Origin of the sequence: Elizabethkingia miricola (assembly GCF_001675285.1) — a bacterium.
GTDB classification, from domain to species: Bacteria; Bacteroidota; Bacteroidia; order Flavobacteriales; family Weeksellaceae; genus Elizabethkingia; species Elizabethkingia miricola.
In genome coordinates this window covers 369,312-382,744 of the sequence record NZ_LSGQ01000030.1, presented here as the reverse complement: position 1 = coordinate 382,744, position 13,433 = coordinate 369,312, and the positions used below count along the sequence as shown (strand labels likewise).

Here is a 13,433-nt window from a genome sequence, read left to right as displayed (position 1 = left end):
AATGAGAAGTCTTTCATACATTATTATTTTAATGTCTTTGATTGGTAGCTACCAGTCAGAAAGTTCTTCTTGTGTACCTGCTTCGTTCGGAAAGTATTGTAAAAAGCAGCAGGGTGAATGTTTTAAGACAGATCAGCCGTCAGCTCATATCGAAAAGCTAAGCAGATTCGTTTCACTCACCTTTTTCAAATTAAAAGAAAATCAACAAAAACAAGATTTTTGCTTCAGAGATGAACATGCTGTTAAAGCCCTTGTTTTTGATAAAAATAACAGAACCGTTTTTTTGAGTTCACCTTTTAAAATAGAAAGTAAGCTTTCGAAGATCAGAAATAAAGATTACCTGGATTCAGTGTATAAAATTTAAAAATTGAACACTCTATTTAGCTAAAACATGGTTTGTAAAAAACCAAAAATCTTTAATCTTAAATTAAAATGTCAGAACTTCAGAATATAAAAGCCCGCTTTGGAATCATCGGAAATTATCCGGCTCTAAACAGAGCTCTTGAGAAATCCATGCAGGTAGCACCTACCGATATATCAGTTTTAGTAATTGGTGAAAGTGGTGTGGGTAAAGAATTTATTCCTAAAATTATACATAGCCTTTCGCATCGTAAACACATGCCATATATTGTGGTTAACTGTGGTGCAATTCCGGAAGGAACTATTGATTCCGAACTATTTGGCCACGAAAAAGGTGCTTTTACAGGCGCTACAACAACCAGAAAAGGTTATTTCGAAGTAGCCGATGGTGGAACCATTTTCCTGGATGAGGTTGGAGAACTGCCATTACAGACGCAGGTTCGATTGCTTCGTGTTTTGGAAAGTGGCGAATTTATGAAAGTGGGATCTTCTGTGGTACAGAAGACCAATGTAAGAATCGTTGCTGCTACCAATGTAAACATGATGAAGGCTATTCAGGACGGGCGTTTCCGTGAGGATTTGTACTACCGTCTGAATACCGTGCAAATCGATATGCCGCCTCTGAGAGAACGTAAAGGAGATATTCACCTTTTGTTCCGAAAGTTTGCAATAGATTTTGCAGAAAAATACAGAATGCCGGAGGTTTATTTAACTGAAGATGGAGTTCATTATATAGAAAATTACTCATTTCCAGGGAATATCAGACAGCTTAGGAATCTTGTCGAGCAGCTAACTGTTGTAGAGCAGAAACGAGAGATAACATCAGAAGCACTGAGTCATTATATTCCAATGGTGTCCAACGCACCAATGGTTATTAGCCAGCCGAATCAGAACAACAGCAATAGTGACTTCAATAACGAAAGAGAGATTATGTACAAGATCCTTTTCGATATGAGAAGTGATATTAATGATCTGAAGACACTGACCTCAGAGCTTATTAAGAACAGAGGGGCATCGGATCTTAGTAATCAGGAAAAAACGCTGATCAACAGGATTTATACACCTGAGCCTCAACAGGCAGTTGTTCCGAATTCTTTATTATATTTCGAGAATAACAACAATACACCGCAGACTCCCACAATAATATCGAATAATGCCGATGATAACTATGAAGACATAGAAGATATTGAATTGGAAGAAGCAAGACCTGAATCTTTATCATTACAGAATAATGAAAAGGATCTGATTATTAAAGCATTAGAAAAACATAAAGGAAGACGTAACAAAGCTGCTGATGAACTTGGAATTTCACAACGTACGCTTTACCGTAAAATAAAACAATATAACCTGGAAGATTAAGTGGAGAATTTATCACAACCGAAATACATTATTAATCCTGACTATCAGCTAAACATCGGAAACGCTTTTTCGGATGGATTGGCGCTTTTCAAAAAAGACACAGGCACTATTCTGATCAACTATCTTTTAACGATTATTATGGGAATGATTCCGTTATGCAGCCTTTTGGGGCTGGGGAATTTCTATAAGGCCTGCCGTAAAATAGAAAACGGAGAAAAGACAGATTCTGGAGATATTTTTAATTTCGATGATGTGGTTCCTTATCTTATCTTTGCCGGGATTATGATCTTCGGTGTTTTGGCCTTGCTGATACCTGTAGAGGTTGTAATTCTTGTTTCTGCAGTGCTTACTGAAAGAAATCAGGGACAAGCTCCGGTTTTTGTTTTGATTATGATTATTGCGGTGCTTATCATTTTTGCTATTATGATGGTTGCAAGCTCTGTAATGTACTATTATGTTGCAGTGGTTGCTCTTTTCGGTGTAAAAGATTTTTCAAATGCTTTCAAGATTTCCTGGAAGTTATTTAAGAAGAATGCACTATCTTCCATCTTGTTTAGTATCATGATAAGTATGATAACTTCTGTCGGAATTTTGCTTTGTGGTGTAGGGATTCTTTTAACTTTACCCTTAGCAATGTGTATGCGTTATGCAGCAACAAAAAATATTATGATTAGATTTGAAGAACCAAAAATTGATTATGAAGGCAGCCTTTAAAAATAGATTTAAAATATTGCATTTAGGAAGTTTGATTTTAATATCACAGCTTTTGGTTTCCTGTTATTCCTTTACGGGATCGTCCTTAAAGCCGGATGTAAAGACAATTTTAATAAAGAACTTTCCCAATAATACTTCTTTTAACCCGAATCTTAGCCAGCAATTCTCAACAGATCTGCAAAACAGGTTTTTACAGAGAACAAACCTGAAGGGTACTACAGAAATGCCGGATATTCTGATTGAAGGTGAGATTGTAGATTATCAGCCGTCAACACCAACATCTATATCAACACCTTCTACATCGCAGGCGACGGGGAATATTCTGATGGCTGCACAGAATAAACTTACGATTACTGTAAAAGTGCATTATGAGAATGCTAAATATCCGACCGAAAGTTTTGACAGAACATATTCTGATGAAGCGGTGTTTAGTAATACAGCATCAATGCAGGAAATAGAAGGGACCTATGTGAAGGTAGCAACAGACAGAATTATCAATAAAATTTTTAATGATATTGTAGCCAACTGGTAATGATGAATGAACGAATTTTACATATAATAAAGTTCCCCGAAAGTTTAAAAGCATCGGATATTGGTGAACTCAGAAGAGAAATATCCAATTATCCATATGTACAGCCAATCCGGGTTTTATTTTTGATGGCGTTACATCAGTTTCAGCCCGAAGCCTATCAGAAGGAACTAGCGCTAACAGCAGCTTATACAACTGATAAAAAGATTTTATATCAGCTGATTAATCCGGTATCTTATCAACAGGAAGAAGTGGCAGAAGTGCCTGTTCAGAAAGCTACAGAAGAAACAGTTATTGCAGCTGTAGAACCAAAAGTGGATGAAATTGAAGAAAGTACAACTGAGCTGGAAGCAGAACCTGTTTTTGAAGAAAAAATAGAGGAAGTTATTCCCGAGAATGTAGAGTCAGTTGCTGTAATTCAGGATTCAGAAGAAAAAAATATTATAGATCTCCATAAAGAAGAGGAACATACAGAAGAAGATCATTTGTCGGCTCAGACTAGTTTTGCCGGTGCAGATAATTTCCTTCCGGATGTTAAGTTCAGTATACCGGATAATCATACCGAATACGCTAAGGAGAAAAAGCCTTCTGCTGTTCCGGGATTCCAACATTCATTTGTCACTACAATTACCCAGCCGATAATTACAGATGCACCTGTATCTGTAGAGGAGCAACAGGAAGAAGAGAAACATATAGATCACTCAACGCTTGATTTTGCTGACAATACCCATTTTGATTTTCTGAGCAGACCGGTAGAAGAAAATATTTCTTCTGATATATCGGATAAAGTTGAAATTCAAGAGCCGGAAGATATAAAAATAGCGGAAGAAGTAGTTGAAGAAAACACTCCTGTAATAATTGACGAGGTTATTAAAGATGAGTCCGTATTAGCTGCAACTCCGGAATCTGCTCCGGTTATAAATGACGACTGGAAGCCAATGAGCTTTGATGCTCATATTCCTGATGCATTGATAGGGAAATCTGAATCGCTGGTTAAAGAGGAAAAATTACCAGAACCGGAATTAAACGAAGAGGTTATTCCGGAACCTGAAGTTGCTGAAGCTCATGAAGAAGTACCTGTAACGGAAGAGGTTGCTGAGAACGAAATTATAGAAGAAGTTTCTGCAACAGAATCTTCTGAAAGACCGGTAATCAACTATTCTTTCTTTGGTGCAACAGGTGCTGATAAAGAAAAAGAAGAAGTAAAACCTGAGGCTGTAACAGAAGAACCACAGGATAGTAATGAAGAAAAAATGGAAGAGGAAATAATGACTGAACCTAAACAAGAAACAATTGTAACAAGTAATGTTTCTTCATTTATTAACACCTGGCAAAACTGGCTGCATAAAGAAAAGCCTGAGAATGTAGACGTTGAGAAAAAGAATAAGGCAATTGAAAAGTTTATCGAAAACAATCCGAGAATTAGTGCTTTAAAAGACGAGTCGGATTATGTGATAAGAGATAAAGGTGATGATATTTCGCATCTAATGACAGAAACTCTGGCCAACTTATACTTAGGGCAGCGTTTGTATAATAAGTCTATAAATGCCTTTGAGATTCTCCAGAAGAAATTCCCTGAAAAGAAGAAAGAATTCCAGGAGAAAATCAATTATATAAAAGATTTGAAGTCTGGTAAAATCCAGCAGGAAGATTAGAAAAAACAAAAGTCCGGAAGATTTTCTTCCGGACTTTTTTATTGATATCAATATCAGATTATTTTATTCCCGTATCAGGGCTTCGGAACTGCCTTATTTTGCGCCAGATCTTTTTTCCGTACCGAATACTCAGAACAATCAATAAGACTGTAATAATAAAAGCTATAATAGGTGCGGCTAGTGCTAATATAGACATTAGGCTTCCGCCGAATGTTTCTGTACTTGCTACCATAAAATTACCAGTCCCGCCGGTAGTTGCTGTAGATGTGGCCCTGAGTCCTGCAAATCCTGAGCTTATTACACTGGCTGTTCCGCCACCGGCAATTAAGGCCAATGCCCATTGTGGAAATGCACCGAGATGGGTGAATTGGCTGGCAAACAATAAAGTTCCGGCAATCGTAGCTAAAGGAATATTGATAGTGTCCAGTAAATGATCTATAAAAGGGATGTAGTAAGCCAGTATTTCTACGATCATGGCAATGCCTGTTGCTATAAGAGTTGGTAACCCGGCTAGCCATTGCCAGCTTTCATTCATAGGAATCCAGCCAAGATATGATGCCAGACTTACCGCAAATAGAGGCATGAATACCCTGAATCCTGAAGCAGCAGCTAAGCCTATTCCGATAAATGCTCCGAGAATATATTGTAAATATGAAATATGTTCCGGCATACCATAAATTTTATTAAATGTATGCAAAAAACAAATAGGATGATTAATTTTTACGACAAAGTTTCTCGTAGTAATATTTTACTTGATCCAGATTTTCAGGAAGTTGCGGTGATGCCCAAAATAGCATAATATGAAAATGTTCCCCGAATCTTTCATGCAAAAGAGGCTTATTTAACCTATAAGCTTCACGAAGCAATCTCTTTACTCTGTTTCTGTAGACAGCTTTTTTGAAGTACCTTTTAGAAACGCTTACACCTACTTTGGTTTCGGATTCACTGGCAAGCCATATAATGCGAAGATTACCTGTAGTAACCCATTTGCCTTCTTTGAAAAGGCGGTCTATATCTTTCTTCGCTTTTAACTTTTCCGAAGAGGGAAACCCGAATTCTTTCATTTAATTTTTTTTGGCTGATTATTTATTCAGCTATTTTATCTTGTATAAGATATCTTATAACTTCTGATGCTGCATACAGCCCAAATATAGCAGGCATATAGCTAATAGTTCCGTAAAAAGATCTTTTATAATTGGTGCCGTCTGTCATTTTCAGACTGTCTTCTCTCTGTATTTCTGTAGAAAAAACACAGCGGAAACCTTTATTAATATTTTCTTTTTTCAGCCTTTTTCTAACTTGTTTTGCCAGAAAGCAATTACGAGTCTTACTGATGTCACGAACCATTACCTTGCTTGGATCCAGCTTTCCGCCAGCACCCATACAGCTTATTATTTTTATTTTATTTCTTTTGGCAGCTTTAATCAACGCAAGTTTAGGGCTTACACTGTCAATACAGTCTAAAATATAATCGAAGTTTCCTGCCTGAATTACTTCTTCCATTCTTTCCGGGTTCAGAAACTCATTAATTCTGGTTAAGTTTAATTCCGGATTAATATCCAGAATTCTTCTCGCCATTAATTCAACTTTATCGTCTCCTACAGTTGAGTGTAGAGCAGGAAGCTGGCGGTTTATATTGGTGATATCTATAATGTCGCCGTCTACAATAGTCAGATTACCAACCCCCGAGCGGGCTATAAATTCTGCTGCAAAAGACCCAACTCCACCCATTCCTACAATTAGGATATTGGATTTTTTTAGTTTCTCTATACCTGCTTCTTTTATTAGTAATTCGGTGCGTTCCAGCCAGATATCTACCATCTGAAAATTGTTTTTAAATTATAATCTACTATATTTTCCAGTTCCATTATAGAAGTACCCCGTATCATTGCGGCTTTCTCATAAAGCGTTTCAATGCTGATATCAGCAGTATCGGTCTCTAATACGAAGGTTTCGTTGGGGGTTTGCTGAAAAATTTTCTGCAAAGATAAATTATTCAGAAGTGAAGCTCCAAAAGACAAGTAAAAACCATTTTGCAATAATTGTGTTGCAATGGTTTCTCTTTTATTAAATCCATGGATAATTTTGGGAATACTAACTCCCTTGCAGGCCATTATAACCTCGTTATAACGGCGTACACAATGGATAGTTAATGGCTTTTGGAGTTCTTCCGCTATTACAATTTGAGATTTAAACACTTTTATCTGCTCTTCGATAGATGCATTTACGAAAGAATCCAGACCGCATTCGCCTATGGATAAGCAGTTTGGAGCTTTTGCTGCTGTATGTACTTTTTCAATTTCAGACTCCCAATCCTCATTGATATCCTGAGGATGCAAACCTATGGAGAAGAATTCCGGAAAAAAATCTTCATGAATAGATTTGTTGTAAACTCCCTCATAGTCAGGGGTATTATGGTGATGATGAAAGTCAAATATCATGTTCCAAAATTAGAAAATAAAATAATTGAAAAAAAATTAATTAAACGTTTGTTTAATAACATAAAAGTGAATTAAATTTGCAACCGTAAAATGAGAAAAATAAAAAAACTTAGTGAAAAGCAACTGCATATTTTAGAAGTTGCAGAAAGCCTTATAGCAGAGAAAGGCTTTAAAGGGACATCAGTAAGAGAAATTTGTAGTCAGGCCAATATAAACGTTGCCATGATCTCATATTATTTCGGATCGAAAGATAAAATGATGTTTCATTTGTATCAGTACAGAGTTCAGAAAGCAAAGGAAAATTTCAGCAATTTTACACAGACGATTTCATCAGCAAGCCCGGCTATGCAAATGAAAGAGATTCTGAATTTTATCCTTGGACAGATCCTTAAATTCAATTATTTCCATGGATTTGTAACTAATGAATGCCATACTGCGGAACCTAATAAAGAATTTCTTCGCGATTTTTATGCATTATGCGTAACCAAATTTGAAGAAGTAGTTCAGAAGGGAATTGTGGTAGGCGAATTTAAAAAGGCTGTAAAGCCTGAAAATCTTCTGGCAACTATTCTCGGGACGATCATATTTAGCATCAGAAACAGAGAGTTTTACCAGGCTTACCTGCCTGAGCATAACGAGGAAGATTATTATCAGAAATTAGAAGAACGATTAAAAACCCATTTATACAACACCGTATTTTCATTACTAGGGTATGAAACAAATGACAACTAAAATTCTCCTGTTGGCTGCATTTAGCGCCGCAGGTTTGGAATTTGCGCAAACAGTACAAAAGCTAACCTTGTCCGAAGCTATAGTACTAAGCATGAAAAATAACTCTAAGGTTAAAATTGCTGAAGCGCAACTGAATACAATGGACTCGAAAGTCCAGGAGGCCAAGAACAAAAGATTACCAGATCTGAAACTAAGCGGAAACCTGATGAAGCCATTTAATACAATGGAAATAAAATCAGAACTTCCGTTCCTGAGTGGTGGTGGATCATCTCCATCTAATCCGGATTATGTGGCAATACAACAGCTAAATCTTGGAATGCCTCTTTTTGCAGGATTCAAGATTAAGAACGGAATTGCTGTTGCAGAATACCAGAAAAGCATTCAGCAGTATCAGTTGGAAAACGACAAGCAGGATATTGCTTTAGCTGCAACACAGGGATTCGTAAACCTTTATAAAGCAAAGCAGGCTATCAGTGTAATCAATGAAAACCTTTCCAGATCACATCAGAGAAGTGTTGACTTCGAGAAACTGGAACTGAACGGAGTTGTTGCCAGAAACGATCTGATGAGAGTAAAACTTCAGGAAAGTAACGTTAAATTGTCTTTGGCAGATGCTAAAAAGAACGTTAATGTACTAAACTACAATCTTGGAGTCCTTTTAGGATTAGCTGAAGGAACTGAAATAGATCCTGAAATTGGTGGAGACGATGCCCAGGAATTTGTAAACGAACAAAATCTTCAGGAGCAGTCTTTACAACAAAGACAGGAATATAAAATTCTTTCGGAGCAGGAAAAGGTTGGAAAAGCTAATGTAGAAATTGCAAAAGCAGCATATTATCCAACAGTTTCTCTTACTGCAGGATATATCAATGCATGGATGCCTAATATTTTGCAGATTAACCATATGACAATGGCCGGTTTATCTCTTTCCTATGATCTTGCTAACCTGTATAAAAACAGAGCTACTGTACAAACAGCAAAACTACAGCAGGTAGAAATTCAGGAAAATAGAAAAGCACTGAACGATAAGGTGAAGACTGATATCCACAATGCATTCGAGGATTATCAACTGCAAAACGAGAAGATTAAAGTTTATGAAGAGGCTGTGGGACAGGCTAATGAAAACTATAAAGTTGTAAAGAACAAATTTGATAATGGTCTTGCAACAACAACAGATCTTCTTACTGCAGACGTAGAGCAGCTTCAGGCACAGCTTAATCTGGTTTACGGAAAAGCAGATAAAAAATGGTCTTATTTCAATTTACTAAGACAAACAGGAGAAATAAAATATTAATAACGGCAAATAATAAACATAGAAATGTCTGAACAAGTTCCAAATAAAAAGAAAATTAATTCAAAATTTATCGCCATCCTTGCAGTTCTTATTGTCGGAGGTGGGGCATTTGGATTTTATAAATATCAGCATGCGCAAGTGCATCAGACAACTGATGATGCGCAGATAGAAACGAATATAACGGCTATCACTCCACGAATTCAGGCCTTTATAAAAGAGGTAAGAGTAAAAGATAACCAATATGTGAAAAAAGGAGATACACTTTTAATTCTTGATGCAAGTGATATCAATACTAAGGTAGAAGAAGCAAGAGCCGGAGTTTCTCAGGCTGAAAGCGGTATTACTGCAGCACAGGCGCAGACTGAAGCATCTACTTCTACATTACCTATTACAAATAGTCAGGTTGCTGCAATGAACGCTAATATTGATGCTGCAAAGGCTAAACTTTGGCAGGCAACACAGGATTATAACAGATACAGCAATCTTTATCAGGATCACAGTATTACAAAACAACAATTTGAGCAGGCTCGTACAGCAATGCTAGAAGCTCAGGCAACTGTAAAAGGATATGAAAGCCAGAGATTGGCTACTCAAAATCAGACACAGGCTACAATTTCTCAAAGCCACGCTGTGGGATCTCAGGTATCTGTTGCAAAAGCTAACCTGGAGAAAAGCAAAGCGTCTTTAGAGGCTGCAAAAATCAACCTTTCTTATACTGTGATTACAGCACCGGTTTCAGGTTTTGTTTCAAGAGTAGATTTACAACAGGGGCAGTTGCTTAACCCTGGTCAGCAGTTATTTAACATTGTAGACGAACATATCTGGGTTGTAGCTAACTTCAAAGAAACGCAGTTAGAAAAAATAAGAATCGGACAGAAAGTGGAAATTAAAGCGGATGCTTATCCACAGCATAAATTTGAAGCCAAGGTAAGCTCTTTCTCTCCGGCAACAGGAGCTCAGTTCTCACTTTTACCTCCGGATAACGCTTCAGGAAACTTTGTAAAAGTGGTACAAAGACTACCGGTATCTATCGAGTTTGTAAACCCGAAAGATCCTATGCTGAAATATCTTCGTCCGGGAATGAATCTGGATGTTGATGTGACTACTAAATAATTTATAAATAAAAGAAACGGAGATTTCTCCGTTCTAAATACCTTAATTGATTAATGGAAAATCCGGATTCTCTGGTAGAATATGGTTTTAGAAGGGGTATTATCGTTTTAATGGCGGTATTGTGTGCCCTTCTGGAAATCGTAGATACTACCATTGTGAACGTGGCTTTGGACTCTATGAAAGGGAGTCTGGGAGTAACACTGGAAGATGTTGCCTGGGTAGTTACGGCTTATGCTATTGCAAACGTAATTATGGTACCCATGACGGCATGGCTTTCTCAGCAGTTTGGTAGAAGAAATTACTTTGTAGCTTCCATCATTATCTTTACCGCAGCATCTTTCCTTTGTGGAAATTCAACCTCAATGGCAGAGCTTATTATCTTCAGATTTATACAGGGACTTGGTGGTGGAGCCTTACTGGTAACCTCGCAAACCATTATTACCGAAATTTTCCCGGTGGAGAAAAGAGGTATGGCTCAGGCCATTTATGGTATGGGAGTTATTGTAGGACCTACATTAGGACCGCCATTAGGAGGATATATTGTAGATAATTTTTCATGGCCATATATTTTCTATATCAACATTCCGCTTGGGATAATTGCAGCATTGCTGGCAATGAACTTTGTGAAAAGTCCAAGATATGGTGAGAAACGTAAACCGAGTGAGGTAGACTGGTGGGGGATTATATTACTTTCTACATCTGTAGGATCTCTACAGTACGTTTTAGAGCATGGTCAGCAAGATGACTGGTTCAATGATAAGATTATTCTGATTCTGAGTATCGTTACTGTATTGTCTGCAATCTTCTTTTTATGGAGGGAGCTAACAGCAAAATATCCTATTGTAAACCTGAGAGTACTGAAGAATACTAACCTTGCGGTAGGAACCGTACTAACCTTTGTATTAGGATTTGGTTTATATGGGTCAACATTTATTGTCCCAATATATACACAGTCTATCCTTGGATGGACGGCTACAGATGCCGGATTGCTATTGGTACCGTCATCTATTATGACTGGACTTATGATGCCGATTATCGGGAAGTTGCTTCAGAAAGGGGTGCCACAGAAATATTTGGTTACGCTGGGATTTGCAATCTTCTTTATATACAGTCTTGCAATGTATTATGAGATGACTCCATATACCTCTACGGACGAGTTTTTCTGGCCGTTGGTAATTAGAGGGGTTGGATTAGGACTGTTATTCGTACCGATTACAACATTATCTCTTTCATCCTTAAAAGGAAGAGAGATTGCTGAAGGGGCAGCTTTTACAGGGATGATGAGACAGTTAGGTGGTTCGTTTGGTATTGCAATTATTACCACATATATAGCGAGAGATTCCCAGAAACACAGAGTAAACCTAATGGCCCATGTTGATATCACCAAAGAGGTCGTTGCGCAAAGAATACAGATGTATCAGCAAATGATGATGTCAAAAGGGGCTACAGCGCAAGAGGCTTTAGGAAGAGCATATAAACTATTGGAAGGACAGGTGATGAAGCAGGCAATGGTACTGACCTATGCAGATGTTTTCCTGTATCTTGGTATACTATTCCTTATTTGTATTCCGTTTGTGCTTTCCATCAAGCAGGGGAAATCAAAGATAAATCCTGCCGATGCAGCACACTAAACAGGTGCCGGAATCGTAATAAACAGATAATAACAGTGTAGTGGTTTCTTAAAAAGAGATTACTATACTGTTAAACTATCATAAAAACAATTCTATTGTAAAAAAAATCTTATTTTTGCAGATCGAATAGGCAAACTAATAAGGAAAAGATTCCTTAGGTAAAGCCCGGAAATATTTATGAAAAAGATTCTAACCTTTATTACTCTTGCATTGATCGTTGTTTCTTGTAACAAAGAGTTTGACAACGCAATGAAAAGCGCAGACAAAGAAGTTATTCTTAAAGCAGCTGACAAATATTACGAAAAAAAGAATTGGAAGCAGGCTCTAGCGCTTTACGACAGATTACCAAATCTGCTTGCAGGAACCGATGAGTTAGCCGATATGAGCTACAAACAGGCTTATGCTAATTACTATGACAAAAGTTATAAATTAGCAGGGCACCAGTTTAAAAGCTTTACTGTAAATAACCCGAGAGATCCACGCAGAGAAGAAGCGGCTTATATGTCAGCGCTTTGTTACCACCAGGATTCAAGAGATTATAATCTTGATCAGGAAAGTACAATTGCTGCAATCAATGAGCTTCAAGAATTCCTGAATACTTATCCGGGTTCGGAAAGATCAAAAAATATTTCTAAGCTTGTAGATGAATTGTCTTACAAATTAGAATTCAAAGCTTATGAAAATGCCCGTCAGTATTATAAAATGGCGGAATATAAAGCTGCAGATATAGCATTTGAAAATGTATTGGAAGATTATCCTTCTACAAAACTTCGTCCACAGATCTTTAATTATATGATGAGGTCTAAAGAAAGATTGGCTACATTATCTAGTTATGATCTGAAATCAGACAGAATAGAAAATGCTATTTCTTTTACCAGACAGGTGGAGCGTGAGTTCCCTAACTCTGATAACAGTAAAGATGCTGTGAAAATAAGAGAGTCTCTGGAGCATGAGAAAGAAAACTTTGCTAAACTTAAAGTAGAATACGATAAGAGAAGAGCAGAGAGAGAAGCAAGAATTAAAAAACTTTCAGCTGAACAAGCTGCTGAAATGGAAAAAAAAGCAGAGAATAACCGCAAGGCTAAAGCTGTAAAAGAATATAAAGATAAGGTAAGAGGGTTGCAAAAGGATTCGGCTGTATTGAATACACCACCTCCGGCAGCTACTTTCAAAATACCTAGAAAAAGCAACTAAAATTTTAAATTAAAGTAAATCAGATATGAGCGTTAAAGATTCTAAAGCACCAGTAAACACCATCACTTACGATAAGAATAAGATCGAAGAAAAAGTAGGTAGCATCTACGAAGCTATCGTAATTATGGGTAAAAGAGCGGAGCAGATTAATGCTGAAATCAGAACAGAACTTCACCAAAAATTAGATGAATTTGCTGTTCATAACTCAACTCTGGAAGAAGTTTTTGAAAACAGAGAACAAATTGAGATTTCTAAGAACTACGAAAGATTACCAAAACCAACTTCAATCGCAGTTCAGGAATGGATGGATGGTGATATCTATTTCCGTAAGACAGAAGACAGAAACTAAGCGTTTTACAACGACTTTTATGAATATTGGCAGGAAGATGTTTTTTTAAGACATCTTTTTGT

15 protein-coding genes are annotated in these 13,433 nt (G+C 37.2%); 11 read left to right on the top strand and 4 right to left on the bottom strand.

The annotated features are described in order from the left end of the window. Position 1: 1 nt before the first annotated feature. The 5 genes from ATE49_RS16220 to ATE49_RS16200 all read left to right on the top strand — a co-directional run bounded on the left by ATE49_RS16220 (position 2) and on the right by ATE49_RS16200 (position 4,617). Positions 2–364 (top strand): hypothetical protein, encoded by a 363-nt coding sequence (locus ATE49_RS16220; protein WP_059156056.1) that lies wholly within the window; start codon positions 2–4, stop codon positions 362–364. 68 nt (positions 365–432) lie between these two features. After that, on the top strand, positions 433–1,719 hold the full coding sequence (locus ATE49_RS16215; protein ID WP_065082961.1) for a sigma-54 interaction domain-containing protein: 1,287 nt from the start codon (positions 433–435) through the stop codon (positions 1,717–1,719). Then, on the top strand, positions 1,720–2,433 hold the full coding sequence (locus ATE49_RS16210; RefSeq protein ID WP_065082960.1) for a DUF2189 domain-containing protein: 714 nt from the start codon (positions 1,720–1,722) through the stop codon (positions 2,431–2,433). Next, positions 2,417–2,965 (top strand): LPS assembly lipoprotein LptE, encoded by a 549-nt coding sequence (gene lptE / locus ATE49_RS16205; protein WP_065082959.1) that lies wholly within the window; start codon positions 2,417–2,419, stop codon positions 2,963–2,965. The genes ATE49_RS16210 and lptE overlap by 17 nt, the downstream gene beginning before the upstream one ends. 2 nt (positions 2,966–2,967) lie before the next feature. After that, a complete protein-coding gene (locus ATE49_RS16200) occupies positions 2,968–4,617 on the top strand; it encodes a hypothetical protein (RefSeq protein ID WP_065083190.1) in 1,650 nt (549 codons plus the stop codon). A gap of 58 nt (positions 4,618–4,675) precedes the next feature. Here ATE49_RS16200 and ATE49_RS16195 read toward each other — a convergent pair whose 3' ends face one another. The 4 genes from ATE49_RS16195 to ATE49_RS16180 are packed head-to-tail and all read right to left on the bottom strand — an operon-like array spanning position 4,676 to position 7,058. Next, entirely contained in the window at positions 4,676–5,287 is a 612-nt protein-coding gene (locus tag ATE49_RS16195) for a DUF4126 domain-containing protein (RefSeq protein ID WP_059156053.1), read from the bottom strand. A gap of 43 nt (positions 5,288–5,330) precedes the next feature. Then, the gene (gene rnpA / locus ATE49_RS16190; protein ID WP_065082958.1) at positions 5,331–5,681 is read right to left on the bottom strand and encodes a ribonuclease P protein component; all 351 of its coding nucleotides are present in this window, start codon (positions 5,679–5,681) and stop codon (positions 5,331–5,333) included. Positions 5,682–5,703: 22 nt separating this feature from the next. Continuing rightward, complete coding sequence (locus ATE49_RS16185) at positions 5,704–6,438, bottom strand: tRNA threonylcarbamoyladenosine dehydratase (protein WP_065082957.1); 735 nt, start codon at positions 6,436–6,438, stop codon at positions 5,704–5,706. Continuing rightward, complete coding sequence (locus tag ATE49_RS16180; protein WP_065082956.1) at positions 6,432–7,058, bottom strand: TatD family hydrolase; 627 nt, start codon at positions 7,056–7,058, stop codon at positions 6,432–6,434. Before ATE49_RS16180 ends, ATE49_RS16185 begins: the two co-directional genes overlap by 7 nt. A gap of 90 nt (positions 7,059–7,148) precedes the next feature. On the opposite strand from ATE49_RS16180, the gene ATE49_RS16175 reads away from it, so the two are divergent. The 6 genes from ATE49_RS16175 to ATE49_RS16150 all read left to right on the top strand — a co-directional run bounded on the left by ATE49_RS16175 (position 7,149) and on the right by ATE49_RS16150 (position 13,371). After that, positions 7,149–7,790 carry a TetR/AcrR family transcriptional regulator gene (locus ATE49_RS16175; RefSeq protein ID WP_034871777.1) on the top strand — a complete coding sequence of 214 codons (642 nt, stop codon included), beginning with the start codon at positions 7,149–7,151 and terminating at the stop codon, positions 7,788–7,790. Then, positions 7,771–9,084, top strand: a complete 1,314-nt coding sequence (locus ATE49_RS16170; RefSeq protein WP_065082955.1) for a TolC family protein — start codon at positions 7,771–7,773, stop codon at positions 9,082–9,084. The genes ATE49_RS16175 and ATE49_RS16170 overlap by 20 nt, the downstream gene beginning before the upstream one ends. 24 nt (positions 9,085–9,108) lie before the next feature. Then, positions 9,109–10,197, top strand: coding sequence for an HlyD family secretion protein (locus tag ATE49_RS16165; RefSeq protein WP_059156049.1), 1,089 nt, complete (start codon positions 9,109–9,111; stop codon positions 10,195–10,197). Positions 10,198–10,250: 53 nt separating this feature from the next. Continuing rightward, positions 10,251–11,828 (top strand): DHA2 family efflux MFS transporter permease subunit, encoded by a 1,578-nt coding sequence (locus ATE49_RS16160; protein ID WP_065082954.1) that lies wholly within the window; start codon positions 10,251–10,253, stop codon positions 11,826–11,828. Between the two features lie 177 nt (positions 11,829–12,005). Beyond that, positions 12,006–13,022: an outer membrane protein assembly factor BamD gene (gene bamD / locus ATE49_RS16155; protein ID WP_065082953.1), complete on the top strand. Its 1,017-nt coding sequence runs from the start codon at positions 12,006–12,008 to the stop codon at positions 13,020–13,022. A 25-nt stretch (positions 13,023–13,047) separates the two neighbouring features. Further along, positions 13,048–13,371, top strand: a complete 324-nt coding sequence (locus ATE49_RS16150) for a DNA-directed RNA polymerase subunit omega (RefSeq protein ID WP_009086749.1) — start codon at positions 13,048–13,050, stop codon at positions 13,369–13,371. Positions 13,372–13,433 lie beyond the last annotated feature (62 nt).

What these genes read in the sequence shown, in the direction of transcription:
- ATE49_RS16220 (WP_059156056.1), top strand. Translation starts at nt 2, where the DNA reads ATGAGAAGTCTTTCATACATTATTATTTTAATGTCTTTGATTGGTAGC.
- ATE49_RS16215 (WP_065082961.1), top strand. Translation starts at nt 433, where the DNA reads ATGTCAGAACTTCAGAATATAAAAGCCCGCTTTGGAATCATCGGAAAT.
- lptE (WP_065082959.1), top strand. Translation starts at nt 2,417, where the DNA reads ATGAAGGCAGCCTTTAAAAATAGATTTAAAATATTGCATTTAGGAAGT.
- ATE49_RS16200 (WP_065083190.1), top strand. Translation starts at nt 2,968, where the DNA reads ATGAATGAACGAATTTTACATATAATAAAGTTCCCCGAAAGTTTAAAA.
- ATE49_RS16195 (WP_059156053.1), bottom strand. Translation starts at nt 5,287, where the DNA reads ATGCCGGAACATATTTCATATTTACAATATATTCTCGGAGCATTTATC.
- rnpA (WP_065082958.1), bottom strand. Translation starts at nt 5,681, where the DNA reads ATGAAAGAATTCGGGTTTCCCTCTTCGGAAAAGTTAAAAGCGAAGAAA.
- ATE49_RS16185 (WP_065082957.1), bottom strand. Translation starts at nt 6,438, where the DNA reads ATGGTAGATATCTGGCTGGAACGCACCGAATTACTAATAAAAGAAGCA.
- ATE49_RS16180 (WP_065082956.1), bottom strand. Translation starts at nt 7,058, where the DNA reads ATGATATTTGACTTTCATCATCACCATAATACCCCTGACTATGAGGGA.
- ATE49_RS16175 (WP_034871777.1), top strand. Translation starts at nt 7,149, where the DNA reads ATGAGAAAAATAAAAAAACTTAGTGAAAAGCAACTGCATATTTTAGAA.
- ATE49_RS16170 (WP_065082955.1), top strand. Translation starts at nt 7,771, where the DNA reads ATGAAACAAATGACAACTAAAATTCTCCTGTTGGCTGCATTTAGCGCC.
- ATE49_RS16165 (WP_059156049.1), top strand. Translation starts at nt 9,109, where the DNA reads ATGTCTGAACAAGTTCCAAATAAAAAGAAAATTAATTCAAAATTTATC.
- ATE49_RS16160 (WP_065082954.1), top strand. Translation starts at nt 10,251, where the DNA reads ATGGAAAATCCGGATTCTCTGGTAGAATATGGTTTTAGAAGGGGTATT.
- bamD (WP_065082953.1), top strand. Translation starts at nt 12,006, where the DNA reads ATGAAAAAGATTCTAACCTTTATTACTCTTGCATTGATCGTTGTTTCT.
- ATE49_RS16150 (WP_009086749.1), top strand. Translation starts at nt 13,048, where the DNA reads ATGAGCGTTAAAGATTCTAAAGCACCAGTAAACACCATCACTTACGAT.